Consider the following 17,814-nt stretch of genomic DNA (forward strand, 5'->3'; position numbering starts at 1 on the left):
AAATACCGAACATGAAGGACCAGTCGTGAACGACGTCTCAGTCTCTTCCCCTGGTGCCATCGGCCCGCGCCGTCCCGGCGACGCCGTACTCACCGCGCTCGGACTCGGCGCCGCGCCCCTGTCCCCCGCCGACGCCTCTCCCCACTCCTTCCCCGACGGCGGGAGCTGGCGCACCGAGGTGCCGTCCGTGGAGGGGCCGGAGGCTCTCGGTGTCGTCCTGAAGGAGTCCGCCCGTCTCGGCGTCCCCGTGCACCGCGTCAGCCAGGGCAGCGGCATCTGGATGCTGACGGACGCGGAGATCACCGAGATGGTGGAGGGCTGCGCCGAACGCGACATCGAGCTCTGCCTGTTCACCGGTCCGCGAGGCACCTGGGACACCGGCGCCTCGGTCCGTACCGACTCCGGCGGCGCGGGGCTGCGCTCCCGGGGCCACGACGCCCTGGCCGGCTGTGTCGAGGACGCCCTGCGCGCCACCGGGCTGGGCGTCACCTGCCTGCTCGTGGCCGACGAGGGGGTGCTGTGGACCCTGCACCGGATGCGTGAGCAGGGCCTCCTGCCGGCCGACACCACGTTCAAGGTGTCCGCACTGATCGGACCGGTGAATCCCGCCTCGTACGCCGTGTTCGAGCAGCTCGGAGCGGACTCGATCAACATCCCGTCCGACCTGTCGCTCGCCCAGTTCACCGAGATCCGCCGGGTCTCCCGGGCCCCGATGGACCTCTACATCGAGGCACCGGACGACCTCGGCGGCTACGTGCGGATGTACGAGGCGGCCGAGCTGGTACGCCGCGGCGCCCCCATCTACCTGAAGTTCGGCCTCTCCAGGACCCCCGGCATCTACCCCTACGGCCATCAGCTGCGCGACGTCGCACTGAACTCCGCCCGCGAGCGCGTCCGGCGCGGCCGCCTCGCCCTCGATCTGCTGGCCCGGCACGGTGCCGACGGCGACATGTCGCCGCTCGGCTCCCGCCTTCCCGGCCGGCTCAACCGGTTCCCCCTCACCCCGAAGGACTGACCCATGCGCACCACACGAGTCGCAGCTGCAGCAACCGTCGTCGCACTCTCCCTCGCTCTCGCCGCCTGCGGGCAGAGCGGCGAGGGCGGCAGCAAGGAGGAGAAGAAGGGCGGCGAGGGATCCACCGTCGGCATCGCGATGCCGACCAAGTCCTCCGAGCGCTGGATAGCCGACGGAAAGAACATGGCCGCCGAGTTCAAGAAGCTCGGCTACAAGACCGATCTGCAGTACGGCGAGGACGACGTCGACCAGCAGGTCTCACAGATCGAGAACATGATCACCAAGGGTGTGGACGTCCTGGTGGTCGCGGCCATCGACGGCCGCGCGCTGGGTGACGTGCTGCGCCAGGCGGGCGAACAGGGCGTCAAGGTCATCTCCTACGACCGGCTGATCCTCGGCACCGAGGACATCGCGTACTACGCCTCCTTCGACAACGAGAAGGTCGGCGAGCTGCAGGCCGGGTACATCATCGAGAAGCTCGGACTGAAGGACGGCAGCGCGAAGGGCCCCTTCAACGTCGAGCTGTTCGCCGGGTCTCCGGACGACAACAACACCCGGTACTTCTTCCAGGGCGCCTGGAAGACCCTCAAGCCGTACATCGACAAGAAGCAGATCGTCGTCCGCTCCAAGCAGACGAAGCTCGACCAGGTCACCACCCTGCGCTGGGACGGCGGCACCGCCCAGAAGCGCATGGACGACCTGCTCACCAGCGCGTACTCCTCGGCCCAGGTGGACGCGGTGCTCTCGCCGTACGACGGCATCTCGATCGGCATCATCTCCGCGCTCAAGTCGGACGGTTACGGCACGAAGGCCAAGCCCTACCCGGTGGTCACCGGACAGGACGCCGAGGTCGCCTCGGTGAAGTCGATCATCGCCGGCCAGCAGACGCAGACCGTCTACAAGGACACCCGGGCGCTCGCCAAGCAGGCCGTGCAGATGGCGGACGCCGTGCTGAACGACAGGAAGCCCGAGGTCAACGACACCACCACGTACAACAACGAGAAGAAGGTCGTGCCGTCCTTCCTGCTCGACCCGGTGAGCGTCGACAAGACCAACTACCAGGCCGAGCTGGTGGACTCGGGCTACATCAAGGAGAGCGACCTCAAGTGAGCGGGCCAACGGGCGGCAGCGGACCCGTCCTTCAGATGCGGTCCATCGTCAAGACCTTCCCCGGGGTCAGGGCGCTCTCCGATGTCTCGCTGACCGTCGCCGAGGGCGAGGTGCACGCGATCTGCGGGGAGAACGGGGCCGGCAAGTCGACCCTGATGAAGGTCCTCAGCGGCGTGCACCCGCACGGCAGTTACGAGGGGGACATCCTCTTCCGCGGCGAGCCCTGCGCCTTCAAGGACATCCGGGCCAGCGAGGCGCGCGGCATCGTGATCATCCATCAGGAGCTCGCCCTGGTGCCGTACCTCTCCATCGCCGAGAACCTCTTCCTCGGCAACGAGCACGCGCGCCGCGGCGTCATCGACTGGAACGAGACGCTCCGGCACGCGGCGGCGCTGCTGAAGCGGGTCGGTCTGGACGAGCACCCGCAGACGCGGGTCGCCGACCTCGGGGTCGGTAAGCAGCAGCTCGTGGAGATCGCGAAGGCGCTGGCCAAGGAGGTGCGGCTGCTGATCCTGGACGAGCCGACCGCCGCGCTCAACGACTCGGACAGCGAACGGCTCATCCGGCTGATCAAGGAGCTGAAGGGCCAGGGCATCACCTCGATCATCATCTCGCACAAACTGGGCGAGATCGCCGCCGTGGCCGACTCGGTGACCGTCATCCGGGACGGCCGCACGGTCGAGACCCTGGACGTGGCGGCGGAGTCGACCACCGAGGACCGGATCATCCGCGGCATGGTCGGGCGCGATCTCGACCACCGCTTCCCGCCACGTTCTCCCTACGAGGGCGAGTCCGGGGCACACCCCGCCCTGGAGATACGCGACTGGACGGTGCACCACCCCATCGACCAGCACCGCAAGGTCGTCGACGGTGTCTCCGTGGAGGTCCGGCGCGGTGAGATCGTCGGGATCGCCGGACTGATGGGCGCGGGCCGGACCGAGCTCGCGATGAGCGTCTTCGGGCGGTCCTACGGCCGCGGCATCAGCGGCCGGGTCCTGAAGGACGGCCGGGAGATCCGCACCCGTACGGTCCCCGAGGCCATCAAGCACGGCATCGCGTACGTCACCGAGGACCGCAAGCAGTACGGCCTCAACCTCATCGACACCATCGGCCGCAATATCAGCCTCAGCGCCCTGGGGAAGGTGGGGCGGCGCGGCATCGTCGACGAGCACGAGGAGACCCGGGTCGCCGAGTCGTACCGCACCTCGATGAACATCAAGGCGCCGACCGTCTTCGAGCAGGTGGGCCGGCTCTCCGGCGGCAACCAGCAGAAGGTCGTCCTCAGCAAGTGGATCTTCGCGGGTCCCGACGTGCTGATCCTGGACGAGCCGACCCGGGGCATCGACGTCGGCGCGAAGTTCGAGATCTACACCGTCATCGACAAGCTCGCCGCCGAAGGGCGGGCGGTCGTCCTCATCTCCTCGGAGCTGCCTGAGCTGCTCGGCATGTGCGACCGCATCTACACGATGTCCGCAGGCCGGCTCACCGGGGAGGTCCCGCGCGCGGAGGCCACCCAGGAGGTTCTGATGCGCCACATGACCAGCGACAAGAGGTAACGGAACATGTCCACGGCCACCACCGAAACACCGAAGAGCCCGGGGCCGTCCCGGCCCGGGTCCGGTTCCGCGTCGTCCACGCGCGCACTGCTCCTGGACGCCGCCCGGCGCAACATGCGCCAGTACGGCATGCTCATCGCGCTCGGCCTGATCGTCGCGCTGTTCGGGATATGGACCGACGGCGTCCTGCTCAGGCCGAACAACGTCACCAACCTGGTCCTCCAGAACAGCTACATCCTGGTCCTGGCCATCGGCATGATGATCGTGATCATCGCCGGCCACATCGACCTGTCCGTCGGCTCACTGGCCGCCTTCGTCTCGGCGGCCTGCGCCGTGATGATGGTCGAGCACGATGTGCCGTGGGTCCTCGCCCTGGTCCTCGCCCTCCTCCTCGGAGCGGTCGCGGGCGCGTGGCAGGGCTTCTGGATCGCGTACGTGGGCATCCCGTCGTTCATCGTGACGCTCGCCGGGATGCTGCTCTTCCGCGGCGGCACCCAGATCCTGCTCGGCAGCCGCTCCATCGGGCCCTTTCCCGAAGGCTTCCAGAAGATATCCACCGGATACCTGCCGGAGCTCGGCCCGGAGACCAACTACCACAACCTGACGCTGGTCCTGGGGTTCATCGTGCTGGCCGTGGCGCTGCTCCAGGAGGTCCGCGACCGCAACCGGCAGAAGGAGTACGCGCTCGAGGTCCTGCCCCGCAACATCTTCCTGGCCAAGTGCGTGGCCATCGCGGCGGCCGTCCTGGCGTTCACCATGACGCTGGCCAGCTACCGCGGTGTCCCGGTCGTCCTGCTGCTGCTCGCCGTACTGCTCATCGGCTTCGGGTACCTCATGCGCAACGCGGTCATCGGCCGCCATGTGTACGCGCTCGGCGGCAACCAGGCGGCGGCGAAGCTCTCCGGGGTCAAGGACAAGCGGGTCATCTTCCTGGTCTTCGTCAACATGGGCGTCCTGGCCGCGCTGGCCGGAGTCGTGTACGCGGCCCGGCTGAACGCGGGCGTCCCGCAGGCGGGCACCAACTTCGAACTGGAGGCCATCGCCGCCGCGTTCATCGGCGGCGCCTCGATGAGCGGTGGCGTCGGCACGGTCTTCGGCGCGGTCATCGGCGGCCTGGTCCTCGGCGTACTGAACAACGGAATGTCCCTGGTGGGCATCGGCACCGACTACCAGCAGGTGATCAAGGGCTTCGTCCTGCTGGCCGCGGTCGGCTTCGACGTCTGGAACAAGCGCAAGGTCGGGTCCTAGCACCCTCCTTGGAGAAGGAGTTGTCTCGTGAACCGCGCCGGTGCCGCGTCCCGGTGACACGTACCGCCGCACCTGGAGCGGCGCCCCCGCGGGGCGCCGCTCCTTGCTGTCAGGCCAGCCGGATCATGTTCCAGGACATCGGTTCCAGGGTGGCCCGGAGCGTGCCGTCGGCGAGCACGGTGCCTTCGGCGGCGTGCGGGGCGACCCGCTCGGGCTCGGAGAGGGTGTTGCGGGCCTCCGGGTCCGCGTCGGCGACGACCAGGTGCTCGGCGACCCGCTCCAGGTCCAGTCCCGCCAGGGCCACTTCGAGCGGCAGGGCGGTGTCCTGGCTGCGGTTGACCGCGAAGACGGTGACCGCCCCGGAGCCGGGGTCGCGCACGGCGGTGGCGTGCAGCAGATCCGCCTCGCCGTACTTCGCCGTCGCGTACGTGGGTGAGTCCACCCGTACGTCCAGGACCTGGCCACGTCCGTACCGCGCGGCCTGGGCGAAGGGGAAGAAGGTCGTCTGGCGCCAGGCGGGACCGCCGGGCTCGGTCATGATCGGAGCGATCACGTTGACCAGCTGGGCGAGGCAGGCGACGGTGACCCGGTCGGCGTGCCGCAGCAGCGCGATGAGGAGACTTCCGAAGACGACGGCGTCCGTGACGCTGTAGTTGTCCTCCAGCAGCCGCGGGGCCTCGGGCCAGTCGAGCGGGTTCTCCGCCGCGTCCTGCTGGAAGCGGGCCATGTACCAGACGTTCCACTCGTCGAAGGAGAGGTTGATCCTCTTCGTCGACTTGAGGCGGGCGCCGACGTGGTCACACGTGGCGACGACGCTCTCGATGAAGGACTCCATGTCCACGGCCGAGGCGAGGAAGGAGCCGCGGTCGCCGTCGGTCTCCTCGTAGTAGGCGTGCAGGGAGACGTAGTCGACGAGGTCGTACGTCTCGGCGAGCACCGTCGCCTCCCACGCGGCGAACGTCGGCATGGAGCGGCTGGAGGAGCCGCAGGCGACGAGTTCGACGGACGGGTCGATCTGGCGCATCGCGCGGGCCGTCTCCGCCGCGAGGCGCCCGTACTCCTCCGCGGTCTTGTGGCCGGTCTGCCAGGGTCCGTCCATCTCGTTGCCCAGGCACCACAGCCTGATCCCGAAGGGGTCCTTGTCGCCGTGCGCGATACGCCGGTCGGACAGTTCGGTGCCGGCCGGGTGGTTGGCGTACTCCTGGAGCTGGATGGCTTCCTGGACGCCGCGGGTGCCGAGGTTGACGGCGAGCATCGGCTCGGCCTGCGAGCCTATCTTGCGGAGGAAGCCGATGAACTCGGAGAGTCCGAAGCGGTTCGTCTCGGTGGAGCGCCAGGCCAGGTCGAGGCGGCGGGGGCGCTCGTCGACGGGGCCGACGCTGTCCTCCCAGAGGTAGCCGGACACGAAGTTGCCGCCCGGGTACCGGATGGCGGTGACGCCGAGCTCACGGACGAGGTCCAGGACGTCGGTGCGCAGCCCGGCCTCGTCCGCGGACGGGTGGCCCGGTTCGTGGATGCCGTCGTAGACGCAGCGGCCGAGGTGTTCGACGAAGGATCCGAAGAGCCGGGGGTCGACCTCGCCTACGGTGAAGGCGGGGTCGAGGGTGAAGCGCGCGGTGCGGGTCATGACTTCCTCACGGGTCGACCGGTCGTGTTCGATATATCGAATACTGCTCGTAACCTCGAACGGACCGTAGGGTCCAAGCTCCGTACAGGTCAATGCTCTTGCGCGTTTTCACGGCCGGACCCGGCCGGGGGTCGACCCCCGCCAACGGCCGAGGGCCGCACCCCCTTCACGGGATGCGGCCCTCGGTCGTACGTGTGGTGCCCGGTCAGGCGACGGACAGCTCGACCTTGATGTTGCCTCGGGTGGCGTTCGAGTACGGGCACACCTGGTGCGCCTTCTCGACGAGCGACTGGGCGGTGGCCCGGTCGACGTTCGGGATGGAGGCGGTGATCGCCACCTCCAGGCCGAATCCGCCGGCTTCGGTCTTGCCGATGGAGACCGACGCGGTCACCGTCGAGCCGGTGATGTCCGCCTTCTCCTTGCGGGCGACCACGCCGAGCGCGCCCTGGAAGCAGGCGCTGTAGCCGGCCGCGAAGAGCTGCTCGGGGTTGGTGCCCGCGCCGCTGCCGCCCATCACCTTCGGCGGGTTGACGACGACGTCGAGGTTGCCGTCGTCGGAGGAGACTCGGCCGTCACGGCCGCCCTCCGCGGTGGCGACAGCGGTGTAGGCCACGTCTATGTGCTCAATGGTCATGCCGGGAAATCCTTTTGTCGATGCGCCGCGACTCGCGCCCACGGACCGCGGCGGCCTGCACCGAGCCTAACGGGTGGTGTCGAGCGAGACGATCATCTTGCCGGTGTTCTCGCCGCGCAGGAGGCCCAGGAACGCGTCGAAGCCGTTCTCGATGCCCTCGACCTTCGTCTCGTTGTACTTGAGCTCACCGGAGGCGAGCCAGCCGGCGACCTCCTGGACGAACTGCGGCTGGAGCGCGGCGTGATCACCGACGAGGATGCCCTGCAGGCGCAGCCGCTTGCCGATGACGAGCGCGAGGTTGCGCGGGGCGGGGGTGGGCTCGGTGGCGTTGTACTGCGCGATCATTCCGCAGATGGTGGCGCGGCCGTGCACGTTGAACGAGGAGAGCGCGGCCTCCAGGTGCTCGCCGCCCACGTTGTCGAAGTAGACGTCGATGCCGTCCGGGGCCGCCTCGCGGAGCTGGTCCTTGACCGGGCCGTTCTTGTAGTTGAAGGCCGCGTCGAAGCCGTACTCCTCGACGAGGAGCTTGACCTTCTCGTCGGAGCCGGCCGAACCGATGACCCGGGAGGCGCCCTTGATCTTCGCCATCTGGCCGACCTGGCTGCCGACCGCACCGGCGGCGCCGGAGACGAACACGGCGTCGCCCTCCTTGAAGGAGGCGACCTCGAACAGGCCCGCGTAGGCGGTGAGGCCGGGCATGCCGAGCACGCCGAGGTAGGCGGAGAGCGGAGCGAGCGAGGCGTCGACCTTCACCGCGTGCTTGGCCGGGACCGAGGCGTACTCGCGCCAGCCGAGGCCGTGCAGGACGTGGTCGCCGACCGCGAATCCCTCGGCCTCGGAGGCGATGACCTCGCCGACCGCGCCGCCGTCCATCGGGTGGTCGAGCTTGAAGGGCGGGGTGTACGACTTCACGTCGTTCATCCGGCCCCGCATGTAGGGGTCGACCGAGAAGTGCAGGTTGCGGACGAGGACGCGGCCCTCACCGGGAGCAGTCACCGGCGCCTCACGCAGCGCGAAGTCCTTGGCCTCGGGCCAGCCGTGCGGGCGGGCGACAAGGTGCCATTCACGGCTGGACGTGGGAAGTGCTGCAGACATGGCTCGGGTTCTCCTCGGCGCTCACGGGACGGGAAGCAGAAAATGCTTCATGACATGAAACAACCATGCGCCCAGATATTTCACCTTGTCAAGTAATTGAGTACCCTGGACGTCATGGCCACCTCACGTACGGATCCTCTGACGCTCGAAGTCATCGAACTCATCGGTGGCGTCGTGGCGCGCTACCACGAGGAGTACGACAGGGCCGCGGCGACACACACGCTGACCGGTGCGCAGGCCAGGGTCCTGGGGCTCCTCTCCCTCCAGCCGATGCCCATGCGCAGGATCGCCCAGAAACTCAAGTGCGAACCGTCGAACATCACGGGCATCGTCGACCGTCTGGAGCTCCGCGGCCTGGTGGAGCGCCGCCCCGACCCGTCCGACCGGCGCGTGAAGCTGGCTGCCCCGACGGAGGACGGCATCCGGACGGCGAGGCAGCTGCGGGACGCGCTCGACTTCGCCAGGGAACCGCTCGCCGAGCTGTCGGACGCGGAGCGGTCGGTGCTGCGGGACCTGCTGCGCCGGATGCTCGGGACAGACGCGGACACGGACACGGACGCGACCGGGGACTCCGGGACTGCGGCCTAGAGCCTGACCCGGGGCCTGCGGGGCCCCAGGTACCTCAGGTGCCTCAGGTGCCTCAGGTGCAGAACCACAGCCATCGGGTGCACGTCTCGGACGGTGACGGGGTGGGGTCGGGGTCCTTCGTGGGTTCCGGCTGCGCCGGGCCGGATGTCGGCTCCCCGGGACTCGACGGATCGGCCGGCGCCTCGGTGTCGTCGGGATCCGAGGGCGACGGGGAGGCCGGGGTGTCCGCCGGAGCGGAGGCCGACGCGGACTTCTCCGGCGAGGGGGAGCCGCTCGGGTCCTCACCGGATCCGTCGCTGTGGGAGTCACTGGCCGGGATCACGGGGGCGCTGTCCACCGGCGCCGGGTCGCCGGGCACCTCGCTCGCCTGCAGTTCCGGGACGGGGTCGACCGCGGCGGTCGTCGACTCGCTCACGTAGTCGGCGGCGCCGTCGTCGCCGTCCGGTTCGATGGCCAGCTCGGCCAGGCTCAGCGCGCCGACGGCGAGCACGACGCCGATCCCCGTCAGCAGGATCCCGCGGCCGCGCCGGCGGCGGGCACGACGGCCACGCCCACGCCCTTGGGCGGCGGCGACGCGGGCACGGCGGCGGTGCCCTCCGGACCCGTAGGTCTCGAGGGTTTCGCCCGGCTGTTCCGGCTCGTGACCGGAGTGGAGCGGGTCGGCGTAGGGGGCCAGCGCGTCGGCGGGTGTTCCGCAACCGGCGCAGGCCAGGGCGCCGTTGAGGTGCCGTCGGCACGGGTGGCAGTAATCCATGGCGCCCGCAGACTAGACGCGCGAGGAACGACGGAGGAAGCCGATCAGGTGAGGATCCTGTGTGGAAGCTCCGATTCCGACGCGCGCCGCCCGATACGCGTGAGACGCGGCAGGATGGGCGCCATGACCGCTCCCGCCCCGTTCGGGCCGCTCCAGTTCCAGCTCGTCCTGCTGCGCCGGATGGCCGATCACCAGCCGGATCTGGTGGAGGACGCCCGCCATGAGCTGAGCGCCTCGCTCGCCGAGATGCGGGAGGCGAACCGGCGCTGGCAGGCCATGCTCCGTGCCCCTCGTGGCCGGGGCGCGCTGCGCCGCTACCGCTCGGTGCTCGGCGAGCCCGAGAGCTCGGTACGCCGCAAGGTCGGCGACCTGGAGTGCGACGCGCTGTTCTGGCCGCTGCCCCTCTGGCCCGATCTGCGGTTCGAGGTGATGGCCGGTCCCGGCGGGGCCGTATGGAACGAATGGCTGGTCCGGGCCCCCGGGGCGGCCGGACCCGAGCTGCGTACGACCGGGGACCTGCGCCCCTGGTCGTGCACCGTGGACGAGGTGGCCCGCGCCTTCGCTCCGGTCCGTCCGATGGAGGGCAGCGCACCGACCCGGTGGGCGCTGGCCGTCACCGACCCCGTCGACCACCGGCCGTACGTCGCCGAGTTCACCTGGGGCCTGTTCCAGCGGCTGCTCCCCGGTCTCGCCTGAGATCTGGCGCCCCGTCAGCACCGGGTCCCTCCTACGGCTCACCCAGCGCGCGCGGCGCCCTCCCCGGCGCGACGATGCCAGGAGAGCCGGCTGCCGCCGGTACCCCCCGTCAGCGCTCTCGGGAGAACCTGCCGTGACCGTCAGTCTCGATCAGTTGCGCCGTTGCCATGTCGCCGTCGACCTCGGGGCCGCGAGGACCCGCGTGTACATCAAGGGAGTGGGTCTCGTCGTCGACGAGCCCAGTGTCGCCGCCGTGAACACCCGTACCGGATCCCTCATCGCCGTCGGCGCCCTCGCCGAACAGATGACCGGCCGTACGCCCGCGTACATCCGGGTGGTCCGCCCGGTCTCCGGCGGAACCGTCGTCGACATCGAGATGGCCCAGCGCATGCTGCGCCACCTCCTCGGCGAGAAGCTCCGCCGCCAGCTGCGCCGCAAGCCCCGGCTGCGTGCCGCCGCCTGCACGCCGCACGACGCCGACCCACTGGCCCAGCGGGCGACCGTCGAGACCCTCGTCGGGCTCGGTGCGCGCCGGGTGGAACTGGTCGACACGCTGATCGCGGCGGCCGTCGGCTGCGGACTGCCGGTGGAGCAGCCGACCGCCACCATGATCATGGTGTGCGGGGCGGCGACGACCCAGATCGCGGTGCTCTCGCTCGGCTCGATCGTGACGGCCGTACGCATCCCGATCGGCGGCGAGGCCATCGACCACGCGGTGATCCAGCACCTGCGCCAGTACCACGAGCTGATGCTGCCCAGCCAGTCCGTGCGCCCCCTGCAGCTGGCGCTCAGCGGCAACGGTCTGACCCTGAACGGCCCGGAGACGACGGAGATCCACGGCCGTGACGTGGCCACGGGCCTGGCCCGTTCGGTGCAGGTCGACACCGCCGCCGTACGCAAGGCGATCCACGCCCCGCTCACCGCCGTGCTCGACGGCCTGGGCAAGGTGCTGCGCGACTGCCCGCCCGATCTCGTGGCGGACATCGCGGACTCCGGGATCATGATGGTCGGCGGCAGCGCCCTGCTTCCCGGGCTCGACCACATGCTGCGCGACGCCACCGGGGTGCCCGTACACATCGCCGAGCGGCCCGATGTGTGCTCCGTGCTCGGCCTGGGCGCCATGCTGGACGGCAAGGTCCAGCCGCTGATCCTCAGCCCGCTCGTCGGCTGAGCCCCGGCGGGGTTCCCTGTGGCCGAGGCAGAACTCGAACTGCGCACCACGCTCCAGCACATCGTGGACACCGCCACGGCACTGACCGGGGCACGGTACGGCGCCCTGAGCATCCTCGACCCGGAACACCGCCGGGTCACCGACCTGTTCACCACCGGACTGACCGACGCCGAGCGCCTGGGGATCGGCCCTCTTCCCGACGGTCACACGGGAATCCTGGGTGTACTCGTCGACGACCCGCAGCCACTGCGCCTGGACGATCTGACGGCCGATCCGCGCTTCTCGGGCATGCCGCCCGGACACCCTCCGATGCGCTCCCTCCTCGGGGCCCCCGTCCAGGTGCACTCCGATGTGCTCGGCAGTCTCGTCGTCGCCGAGCGGGGTTCGGGTCTCTTCACCGACACGGATCTGGCGCTGCTGAGGCTGCTCGCCTCCCAGGCCGGTGCGGCGATCGACGGTGCCCATCTGTACGAGTCGGCGCGGCAGCGGGAGCGGTGGATCGAAGGGTCCGCCGCGGTCACCCGGGCTCTGCTGACCGGAACCGTCACGACGGACGCCCTGACGACGGTCGCCGAACGGGCCAGGATGCTGGCGGGGGCATCGGCCGGGGTGATCCTCCAGCCGACCGGGGACGGCGGGATGGAGATCGTCGCCGCCTCCACGCTCGATGATCCGGCCGGTCTCGTCGGCACGGTCATCGAGCCCGGCTCCCCCGTCCTCGTCCAGTTGCTGGGCGGTGAGGAGGTCTTCATCGAGGATTCGGCCACCGACCCGCGGATGACGACGCACGTGCGCTCCCGCTTCGGACCCAGCATGATGCTGCCGCTGCAGAGCGGCGGCCGGCTGATCGGCACACTCGCCCTCCCCCGGCGGCGCGGCGACCGCCCGTACACGGCGGTGGACCGGCTGCTGGCGTCGCAGTTCGCCTCACAGGCGGCCCTGGCCCTCGTGATGGCGGACGCCCAGCACTACCGGGAGCAGCTCGCCGTCTACGAGGACCGTGACCGGATCGCACGCGATCTCCACGACCTCGTCGTGCAACGGCTGTTCGCCACGGAGATGATGCTGGAGTCGACCCGCCGCAAGGACGTGTCGGGGGACAGCGAGACCGATGAACTGCTCGGCAGGGCCGTCGACGAACTGGACTCCACCATCCAGGAGGTCAGGACGGCGATCTTCGCGCTCCAGCAGCCGCCCGCCGACGCCCCCACCACCTTCCGCGGCAAGGTGCTGCGCGAGACCGGCGGTGCGGCAGCGGTGCTGAGCTTCCAGCCGTCGGTGCACTTCGCGGGGGCGGTGGACACCCTGGTGCCGGAACCGGTGGAGGAGCAGCTGCTCACCGTGCTGCGCGGGGCACTGGCCACCGCGCACCGGCGCACGGGGGTGTCGGCCATCGAGGTCGAGGTGGACGCGACGGCGCGGGAGCCCGACGGGCGCGCGGCGGTCCGCCTCGTGGTGGCCGACGACGGGCGTGCCGAGGACGGCACGCGGTCGCCGACCGTCATTTGGCAGGCGCCGCTCTGAGGGCGATCCGGGTGTTGGAGTGGGCGACACCCGCGTCCCGTTTGAGCCGGCGCAGCAGCGCGTCCAGGGAGCCCGGGTCGGCGGCGGTGGCCCGTACGAGGTAGTCGTGGCTGCCCGTCACGTGCACCACCTCGGTGATGCCGGGCAGCATGAGGACGGAGCGTTCGAACTCCTCGTTCGTCGTGTCGAGGCGCAGGGTGACGTCGATGAAGACGACGAGGCCCGAACGGGTGTCGGCGGCCGGGTCGACGATGACGGTGAAGCCGCGGATCACCCCGTCACGGCGCATGTGGCGTACGCGGTCGCCCGCGGCGTTGGCGCTGAGCCCGACGCGTACGCCCAGATCGCGGTACGAGATCCGGGCGTCCTCCTGGAGAATGCCGAGGATCTCTCTGTCCAGCCGGTCCATACCAGCGATTGTCGCAGCCCCGGCCCGGAAGCGGCGGGCGAGCGGTGCCCGGCGGCGGCCCGGGAGCGCCGTTGCGCCAAGGGGCGCCTACGGGGAGGAGCCTTCCCCGTATGGAGCAGTCCCACGGGCCCTGCCCGCCGGTGACCACTTGACTTGCCGTGTGGATACAGCTGCCAAGCAGGCCCCCGCCCCGGACCGCGAACAGTCCGGGGCCGCGTACCGCAACCTGATCGTGGCCACCGTCGGCTTCACCCTGACCTTCTGGGCGTGGAACCTGATCGCCCCGATGTCCGGGGACTACAAGGAACGGCTCGGGCTCGACTCGTTCCAGCAGTCGCTCCTCGTCGCGGTGCCGGTGCTCGTCGGTTCGCTGGGCCGGATCCCGGTGGGGGCGCTGACCGACAAGTTCGGCGCCCGGCTGATGTTCCCCGTGGTGTCGGCGCTGACGATCGTCCCCGTGCTGCTGCTGATCCCGGCGAAGGACTCCTACGGGGCGATGCTCGCCGTCGGCTTCCTGCTCGGTCTGGGCGGTACGACGTTCGCGATCGGCATCCCGCTGGTCAACTCGTGGTTCCCGCCCGCGAAGCGGGGGCTCGCCCTGGGTGTGTTCGGGATGGGCATGGGCGGCGTCGCCCTGTCCGGCTACTTCACCCCACGCATCGCGAAGCACGGTGACAACCTGCCCTTCCTGATCGTCGCCGGGGCGCTGGTGGTGTACTCGCTGCTCGCCGCCGTCCTGATCACGGACCGCCCGGGCCGGCAGGTGCCGACCGACTCGCTCGGGCACCGGCTGGGGCAGGCGGGCCGGCTGCGGGTCACCTGGGAGCTGTCCGCCCTGTACGCGATCGGCTTCGGCGGCATCGTCGCGTTCGGCGTCTACCTGCCGACGTACCTGAAGACCTGGTACGACATGTCGCCGACCGAGGCCGGCACCAAGGCGGCCGGGTTCGCCCTGGTCACGGTGATCTTCCGGCCGGCGGGCGGCTGGCTCTCCGACCGGATCCACCCGGCCCTGGTCACGGCGGCGGCGCTGCTGGTCGCGGCGCTCATGGCGATCGTCCAGGCCTTCGACCCCGGTCTGGATCCGGTCGGCACGATCGCGCTGCTCTGCATGGCGGCGGGGCTCGGCACGGCGAGCGGCAGTGTCTTCGCGCTCGTCTCGCAGGTGACACCGCAGGCCAAGGTGGGCAGCGTGACGGGCATCGTCGGCGCGATGGGCGGTCTCGGCGGCTTCGTGCCCCCGCTGGTGATGGGCGCGATCTACAGCGCCAAGGACTCGTACTCGATCGGTTTCATGCTGCTGTCCGACCTGGCGCTGGCCGGCTGTGTGTACGCGTACGGGCGGATGCGGACCCTGCGGCCTTCGAGCTGAGCGCACGGGGAAGGCGGCGGCGTCCCCGCCGGGAGGCCGCCGTCCCGCCCGCTCGATGTGCCCCGTACGGCCATCTCCAGCCCGATTCCCCCGGCACCGGAGGCGGTTGGCCCTAGGCTCGGAACGTGATCTCTCTTCTGCCTGCGCTGCACGAGACATCCGGCCCCACGGCTTCCCGGGAAGCCGTCCGGTTCGGCGAACACGTCCTGACCTACGCACAGCTGGCCGACGCGTCCACCTCCCTCGCGGGCCGGATCGCGGGCGCCGGGCGGGTCGCCGTCTGGGCCACGTCCACCCCGGAGACGGTGGTGGCGGTGGTGGCCGCGTTGCTGGCGGGCGTGCCCGCCGTACCGCTCAACCCGAAGACGGGCGAGCGGGAACTGGCGCACATCGTCGCCGACAGCGCGCCCTCGGTGGTGCTCGCCGGGGCGGGCGACGCTCTTCCGCCCTCGCTGGGCGGCCTGGAGCGGCTGGACGTCGACATCACCGCGGCGGCCACGAACCCGCCGCCGCCCGAGCCCTCCCCCGAATCGCCCGCTCTGATCGTCTACACCTCCGGCACGACGGGCCCGCCCAAGGGTGCGGTCCTGCCCCGCAGGGCGATCGCCGCGTCGCTGGACGCGCTGGAGGACGCCTGGCAGTGGACCGCCGACGACGTCCTCGTCCACGCCCTGCCGCTGTTCCATGTGCACGGACTGATCCTGGGTGTCCTCGGCCCGCTGCGCCGGGGCGGTTCGGTGCGCCACCTCGGCCGCTTCACCACCGAAGGCGTGACCAGGGAGCTCGCGTCGGGGGGCACGATGCTGTTCGGCGTCCCCACCATGTACCACCGGCTGGCCGGGGCTCTGGACGATCCCGCGGGCTCCGGGGGCCTGACGAAGGCCCTCGCGGGCGCCCGTCTGCTGGTTTCGGGCTCGGCGGCGCTGCCGGTCCACGACCACGAGCGGATCGCCGCCGCCACCGGCCGCCGGGTGATCGAGCGGTACGGAATGACGGAGACCCTGATGAACACGGGGGTGCGGGCCGACGGTGAGCCACGCCCCGGAACGGTCGGGCCGCCGCTGTCCGGCGTGGATCTCAGGCTCGTCGAGGAGGACGGGACCGTGCTCGACGACACCGTCTCGATCGGCGAGATCCAGGTACGCGGGCCGAACCTCTTCACCGGCTATCTGAACCGGCCCGAGGCGACGGCCGGCGCCTTCACCGAGGACGGCTGGTTCCGTACGGGTGACATGGCCACGATCGACGCCGACGGCTATGTGCGGATCGTCGGACGCAAGGCCACCGACCTGATCAAGAGCGGCGGCTACAAGATCGGCGCGGGCGAGATCGAGAACGCCCTGCTGGACCACCCGGGTGTGCGCGAGGCGGCCGTCACCGGCGAGCCGGACGACGACCTCGGCGAGCGGATCGTCGCCTGGGTCGTGCCGGCCGACCCGGAGTCACCGCCCGGCGCGAAGGAGCTGGCCGACCATGTGGCGGACCTGCTCGCCCCGCACAAGCGCCCGCGCGTCGTCCGCTACCTGGACGTCCTGCCCCGCAACGAGCTGGGCAAGATCATGAAGAGGTCGCTCGGTGCCTAGCGCACAGGGCGGCGGCCGCATGTCGGCGCGGGAGGCCATCGCCGCCGTCACCGCGAGCTTCACCGAACACCACCTGCCGATGGACCAGGCCCCGTCCGACGGCCCGCTCGACTGGACGGGTTACGCGGACTCCAGGGCCCGCGCCACGGACCGCACGGGCGAGGAGGAATCGGTGCTCCACGGGGTGGCCGTCGTCGACGGCCACTCCTGTGTCCTGATCTCCTTCGAATTCGGTTTCCTGGGCGGCTCCTTGGGCTCACGCACCGGTGACCGGCTGGAGGCCGCGTACGCGCTGGCCCGTGAACAGCGGCTGCCCCTCGTATCGCTCGTCGCGACCGGCGGCAGCCGGATGCAGGAGGGCATGATCGCCCTCGTCCAGCTCCAGCGGGTGGCCGCCGCCTCGGCACTGCTGCGGGCGGCGGGACTGCCGCAGATCGCGGTCCTGCGTGATCCGACGACCGGGGGCGGCTGGGCGACGGTGGGGGCGGGCGCCGATGTGGTGCTGGCGCTGCCCGGCGCGCAGATCGGTTTCGCCGGGTCCCGGGTACGGCCCCCCGACGCCGATCCGTACGCGTACAGCGCCGAGGGGCAGCTGGCAGCGGGCCAGATCGACGCGATCGTGCCCGCCGGGGAACTGCCCCGGACCCTGAGCCGCTGGCTGCGGGCCCTGACGGTCCCCGGTCCGGCGCAGGCGGCTCCGGTACCGGCCGCGCTCTCGGCCACGGGGCTTCCGGAGACCGGCTGGGACGCGGTGGAGCAGGCCCGCTCGGCGGCGCGGCCGCGGGCCGAGGCGTACCTGGACGCGTACTTCGACCACCGGCTGCCGCTGAACGGCGACCGCTGCGGCGGTACGGATCCGGGGCTGCTCGGTGGCGTGGGACTCCGCGGCGGGCAACCCGTGGCGTACGTCGCCCAGTGCGGCACCGCGACCCATCCGGCCGGCTACCGCACAGCGGCGCGGGTGATCCGGCTCGCGGACCGGCTCGGCCTTCCCGTGCTGACCCTGATCGACACCCCTGGCGCGGCCAACGACGCGGAGGCGGAACGGACGGGCGCGGGCGCGGCCATCGCCGACACGTTCGCGGCGATCGCCTCCGCCCGGGTCCCGGTGACGACTCTGGTGATCGGCGAGGGCGGCTCGGGCGGCGCGCTCGCGCTGGCCGCCCCGGACAACACCCATGTCACTGCGGACAGCTACTTCTCGGTGATCGCACCGGAGTTGGCGGCGGCGATCCTGAAACGCGGCCCCGACCAGGTGCGTTCCACGGCCGACCAGCTGCGGCTGCGCCCGCAGGACCTGGTGGACCTGGGGATCGCCCGCTCGGTTGTGGGACCGGCCGGACAGGCGGGGAACTGACCTGCGTCCAGGCGGACTTGGGCATCCGTGCCATGCACCGAGCGTGACAAAACGTAAAAGATTTCGATCAAGTTC

Annotated in this window: 16 protein-coding genes; 11 read left to right on the forward strand and 5 right to left on the reverse strand. The window is 70.8% G+C overall.

Going from position 1 to position 17,814, the window contains the following annotated elements; genetic code table 11:
• Positions 1–25 precede the first annotated feature (25 nt).
• Genes ACFW9O_RS09035 through mmsB form a run of 4 tightly spaced genes read left to right on the forward strand, consistent with a single transcriptional unit; the run spans position 26 to position 4,929 of the window.
• Positions 26–1,015 (forward strand): hypothetical protein, encoded by a 990-nt coding sequence (locus ACFW9O_RS09035; RefSeq protein WP_351168261.1) that lies wholly within the window; start codon positions 26–28, stop codon positions 1,013–1,015.
• Positions 1,016–1,018: 3 nt separating this feature from the next.
• Positions 1,019–2,125: a multiple monosaccharide ABC transporter substrate-binding protein gene (gene chvE, locus ACFW9O_RS09040; RefSeq protein ID WP_384606737.1), complete on the forward strand. Its 1,107-nt coding sequence runs from the start codon at positions 1,019–1,021 to the stop codon at positions 2,123–2,125.
• A gap of 35 nt (positions 2,126–2,160) precedes the next feature.
• Complete coding sequence (gene mmsA, locus ACFW9O_RS09045) at positions 2,161–3,681, forward strand: multiple monosaccharide ABC transporter ATP-binding protein (RefSeq protein ID WP_351168349.1); 1,521 nt, start codon at positions 2,161–2,163, stop codon at positions 3,679–3,681.
• A 6-nt stretch (positions 3,682–3,687) separates the two neighbouring features.
• Positions 3,688–4,929 carry a multiple monosaccharide ABC transporter permease gene (gene mmsB, locus ACFW9O_RS09050; protein WP_384606739.1) on the forward strand — a complete coding sequence of 414 codons (1,242 nt, stop codon included), beginning with the start codon at positions 3,688–3,690 and terminating at the stop codon, positions 4,927–4,929.
• A gap of 109 nt (positions 4,930–5,038) precedes the next feature.
• Here the strand turns inward: mmsB and ACFW9O_RS09055 are convergent, their stop codons facing one another.
• The 3 genes from ACFW9O_RS09055 to ACFW9O_RS09065 all read right to left on the reverse strand — a co-directional run bounded on the left by ACFW9O_RS09055 (position 5,039) and on the right by ACFW9O_RS09065 (position 8,285).
• Positions 5,039–6,556: an alpha-N-arabinofuranosidase gene (locus ACFW9O_RS09055; protein ID WP_384606742.1), complete on the reverse strand. Its 1,518-nt coding sequence runs from the start codon at positions 6,554–6,556 to the stop codon at positions 5,039–5,041.
• Positions 6,557–6,761: 205 nt separating this feature from the next.
• Positions 6,762–7,190 (reverse strand): organic hydroperoxide resistance protein, encoded by a 429-nt coding sequence (locus ACFW9O_RS09060; protein ID WP_384606744.1) that lies wholly within the window; start codon positions 7,188–7,190, stop codon positions 6,762–6,764.
• 66 nt (positions 7,191–7,256) lie between these two features.
• Positions 7,257–8,285, reverse strand: a complete 1,029-nt coding sequence (locus ACFW9O_RS09065; protein WP_384606747.1) for an NADP-dependent oxidoreductase — start codon at positions 8,283–8,285, stop codon at positions 7,257–7,259.
• 114 nt (positions 8,286–8,399) lie between these two features.
• Here ACFW9O_RS09065 and ACFW9O_RS09070 point away from each other — a divergent pair, with 114 nt between their 5' ends.
• Positions 8,400–8,873 (forward strand): MarR family transcriptional regulator, encoded by a 474-nt coding sequence (locus tag ACFW9O_RS09070; protein WP_351168249.1) that lies wholly within the window; start codon positions 8,400–8,402, stop codon positions 8,871–8,873.
• 52 nt (positions 8,874–8,925) lie between these two features.
• Here the strand turns inward: ACFW9O_RS09070 and ACFW9O_RS09075 are convergent, their stop codons facing one another.
• The gene (locus ACFW9O_RS09075) at positions 8,926–9,627 is read right to left on the reverse strand and encodes a hypothetical protein (protein ID WP_384606750.1); all 702 of its coding nucleotides are present in this window, start codon (positions 9,625–9,627) and stop codon (positions 8,926–8,928) included.
• A 123-nt stretch (positions 9,628–9,750) separates the two neighbouring features.
• Here ACFW9O_RS09075 and ACFW9O_RS09080 point away from each other — a divergent pair, with 123 nt between their 5' ends.
• The 3 genes from ACFW9O_RS09080 to ACFW9O_RS09090 all read left to right on the forward strand — a co-directional run bounded on the left by ACFW9O_RS09080 (position 9,751) and on the right by ACFW9O_RS09090 (position 13,018).
• Complete coding sequence (locus tag ACFW9O_RS09080) at positions 9,751–10,323, forward strand: hypothetical protein (RefSeq protein WP_351168245.1); 573 nt, start codon at positions 9,751–9,753, stop codon at positions 10,321–10,323.
• A gap of 133 nt (positions 10,324–10,456) precedes the next feature.
• A complete protein-coding gene (locus ACFW9O_RS09085) occupies positions 10,457–11,494 on the forward strand; it encodes a rod shape-determining protein (protein WP_351168243.1) in 1,038 nt (345 codons plus the stop codon).
• An 18-nt stretch (positions 11,495–11,512) separates the two neighbouring features.
• A complete protein-coding gene (locus ACFW9O_RS09090) occupies positions 11,513–13,018 on the forward strand; it encodes a GAF domain-containing protein (RefSeq protein WP_384606754.1) in 1,506 nt (501 codons plus the stop codon).
• On the opposite strand, the gene ACFW9O_RS09095 is transcribed toward ACFW9O_RS09090, so the two are convergent.
• Positions 12,996–13,427, reverse strand: a complete 432-nt coding sequence (locus tag ACFW9O_RS09095) for an Lrp/AsnC family transcriptional regulator (RefSeq protein ID WP_329211339.1) — start codon at positions 13,425–13,427, stop codon at positions 12,996–12,998. The genes ACFW9O_RS09090 and ACFW9O_RS09095 overlap by 23 nt on opposite strands.
• Before the next feature lie 160 nt (positions 13,428–13,587).
• On the opposite strand from ACFW9O_RS09095, the gene ACFW9O_RS09100 reads away from it, so the two are divergent.
• From ACFW9O_RS09100 to ACFW9O_RS09110, 3 genes are all read left to right on the forward strand, one after another.
• On the forward strand, positions 13,588–14,799 hold the full coding sequence (locus tag ACFW9O_RS09100) for a nitrate/nitrite transporter (RefSeq protein WP_384606757.1): 1,212 nt from the start codon (positions 13,588–13,590) through the stop codon (positions 14,797–14,799).
• Between the two features lie 125 nt (positions 14,800–14,924).
• Positions 14,925–16,382: an acyl-CoA synthetase gene (locus ACFW9O_RS09105; protein ID WP_384606759.1), complete on the forward strand. Its 1,458-nt coding sequence runs from the start codon at positions 14,925–14,927 to the stop codon at positions 16,380–16,382.
• A gap of 19 nt (positions 16,383–16,401) precedes the next feature.
• Positions 16,402–17,739, forward strand: coding sequence for a carboxyl transferase domain-containing protein (locus ACFW9O_RS09110; protein ID WP_384607835.1), 1,338 nt, complete (start codon positions 16,402–16,404; stop codon positions 17,737–17,739).
• Positions 17,740–17,814: the final 75 nt, after the last annotated feature.

The sequence above is a fragment of the Streptomyces sp. NPDC059499 genome, from assembly GCF_042749285.1.
In the GTDB taxonomy this organism is placed as follows: Bacteria; Actinomycetota; Actinomycetes; order Streptomycetales; family Streptomycetaceae; genus Streptomyces.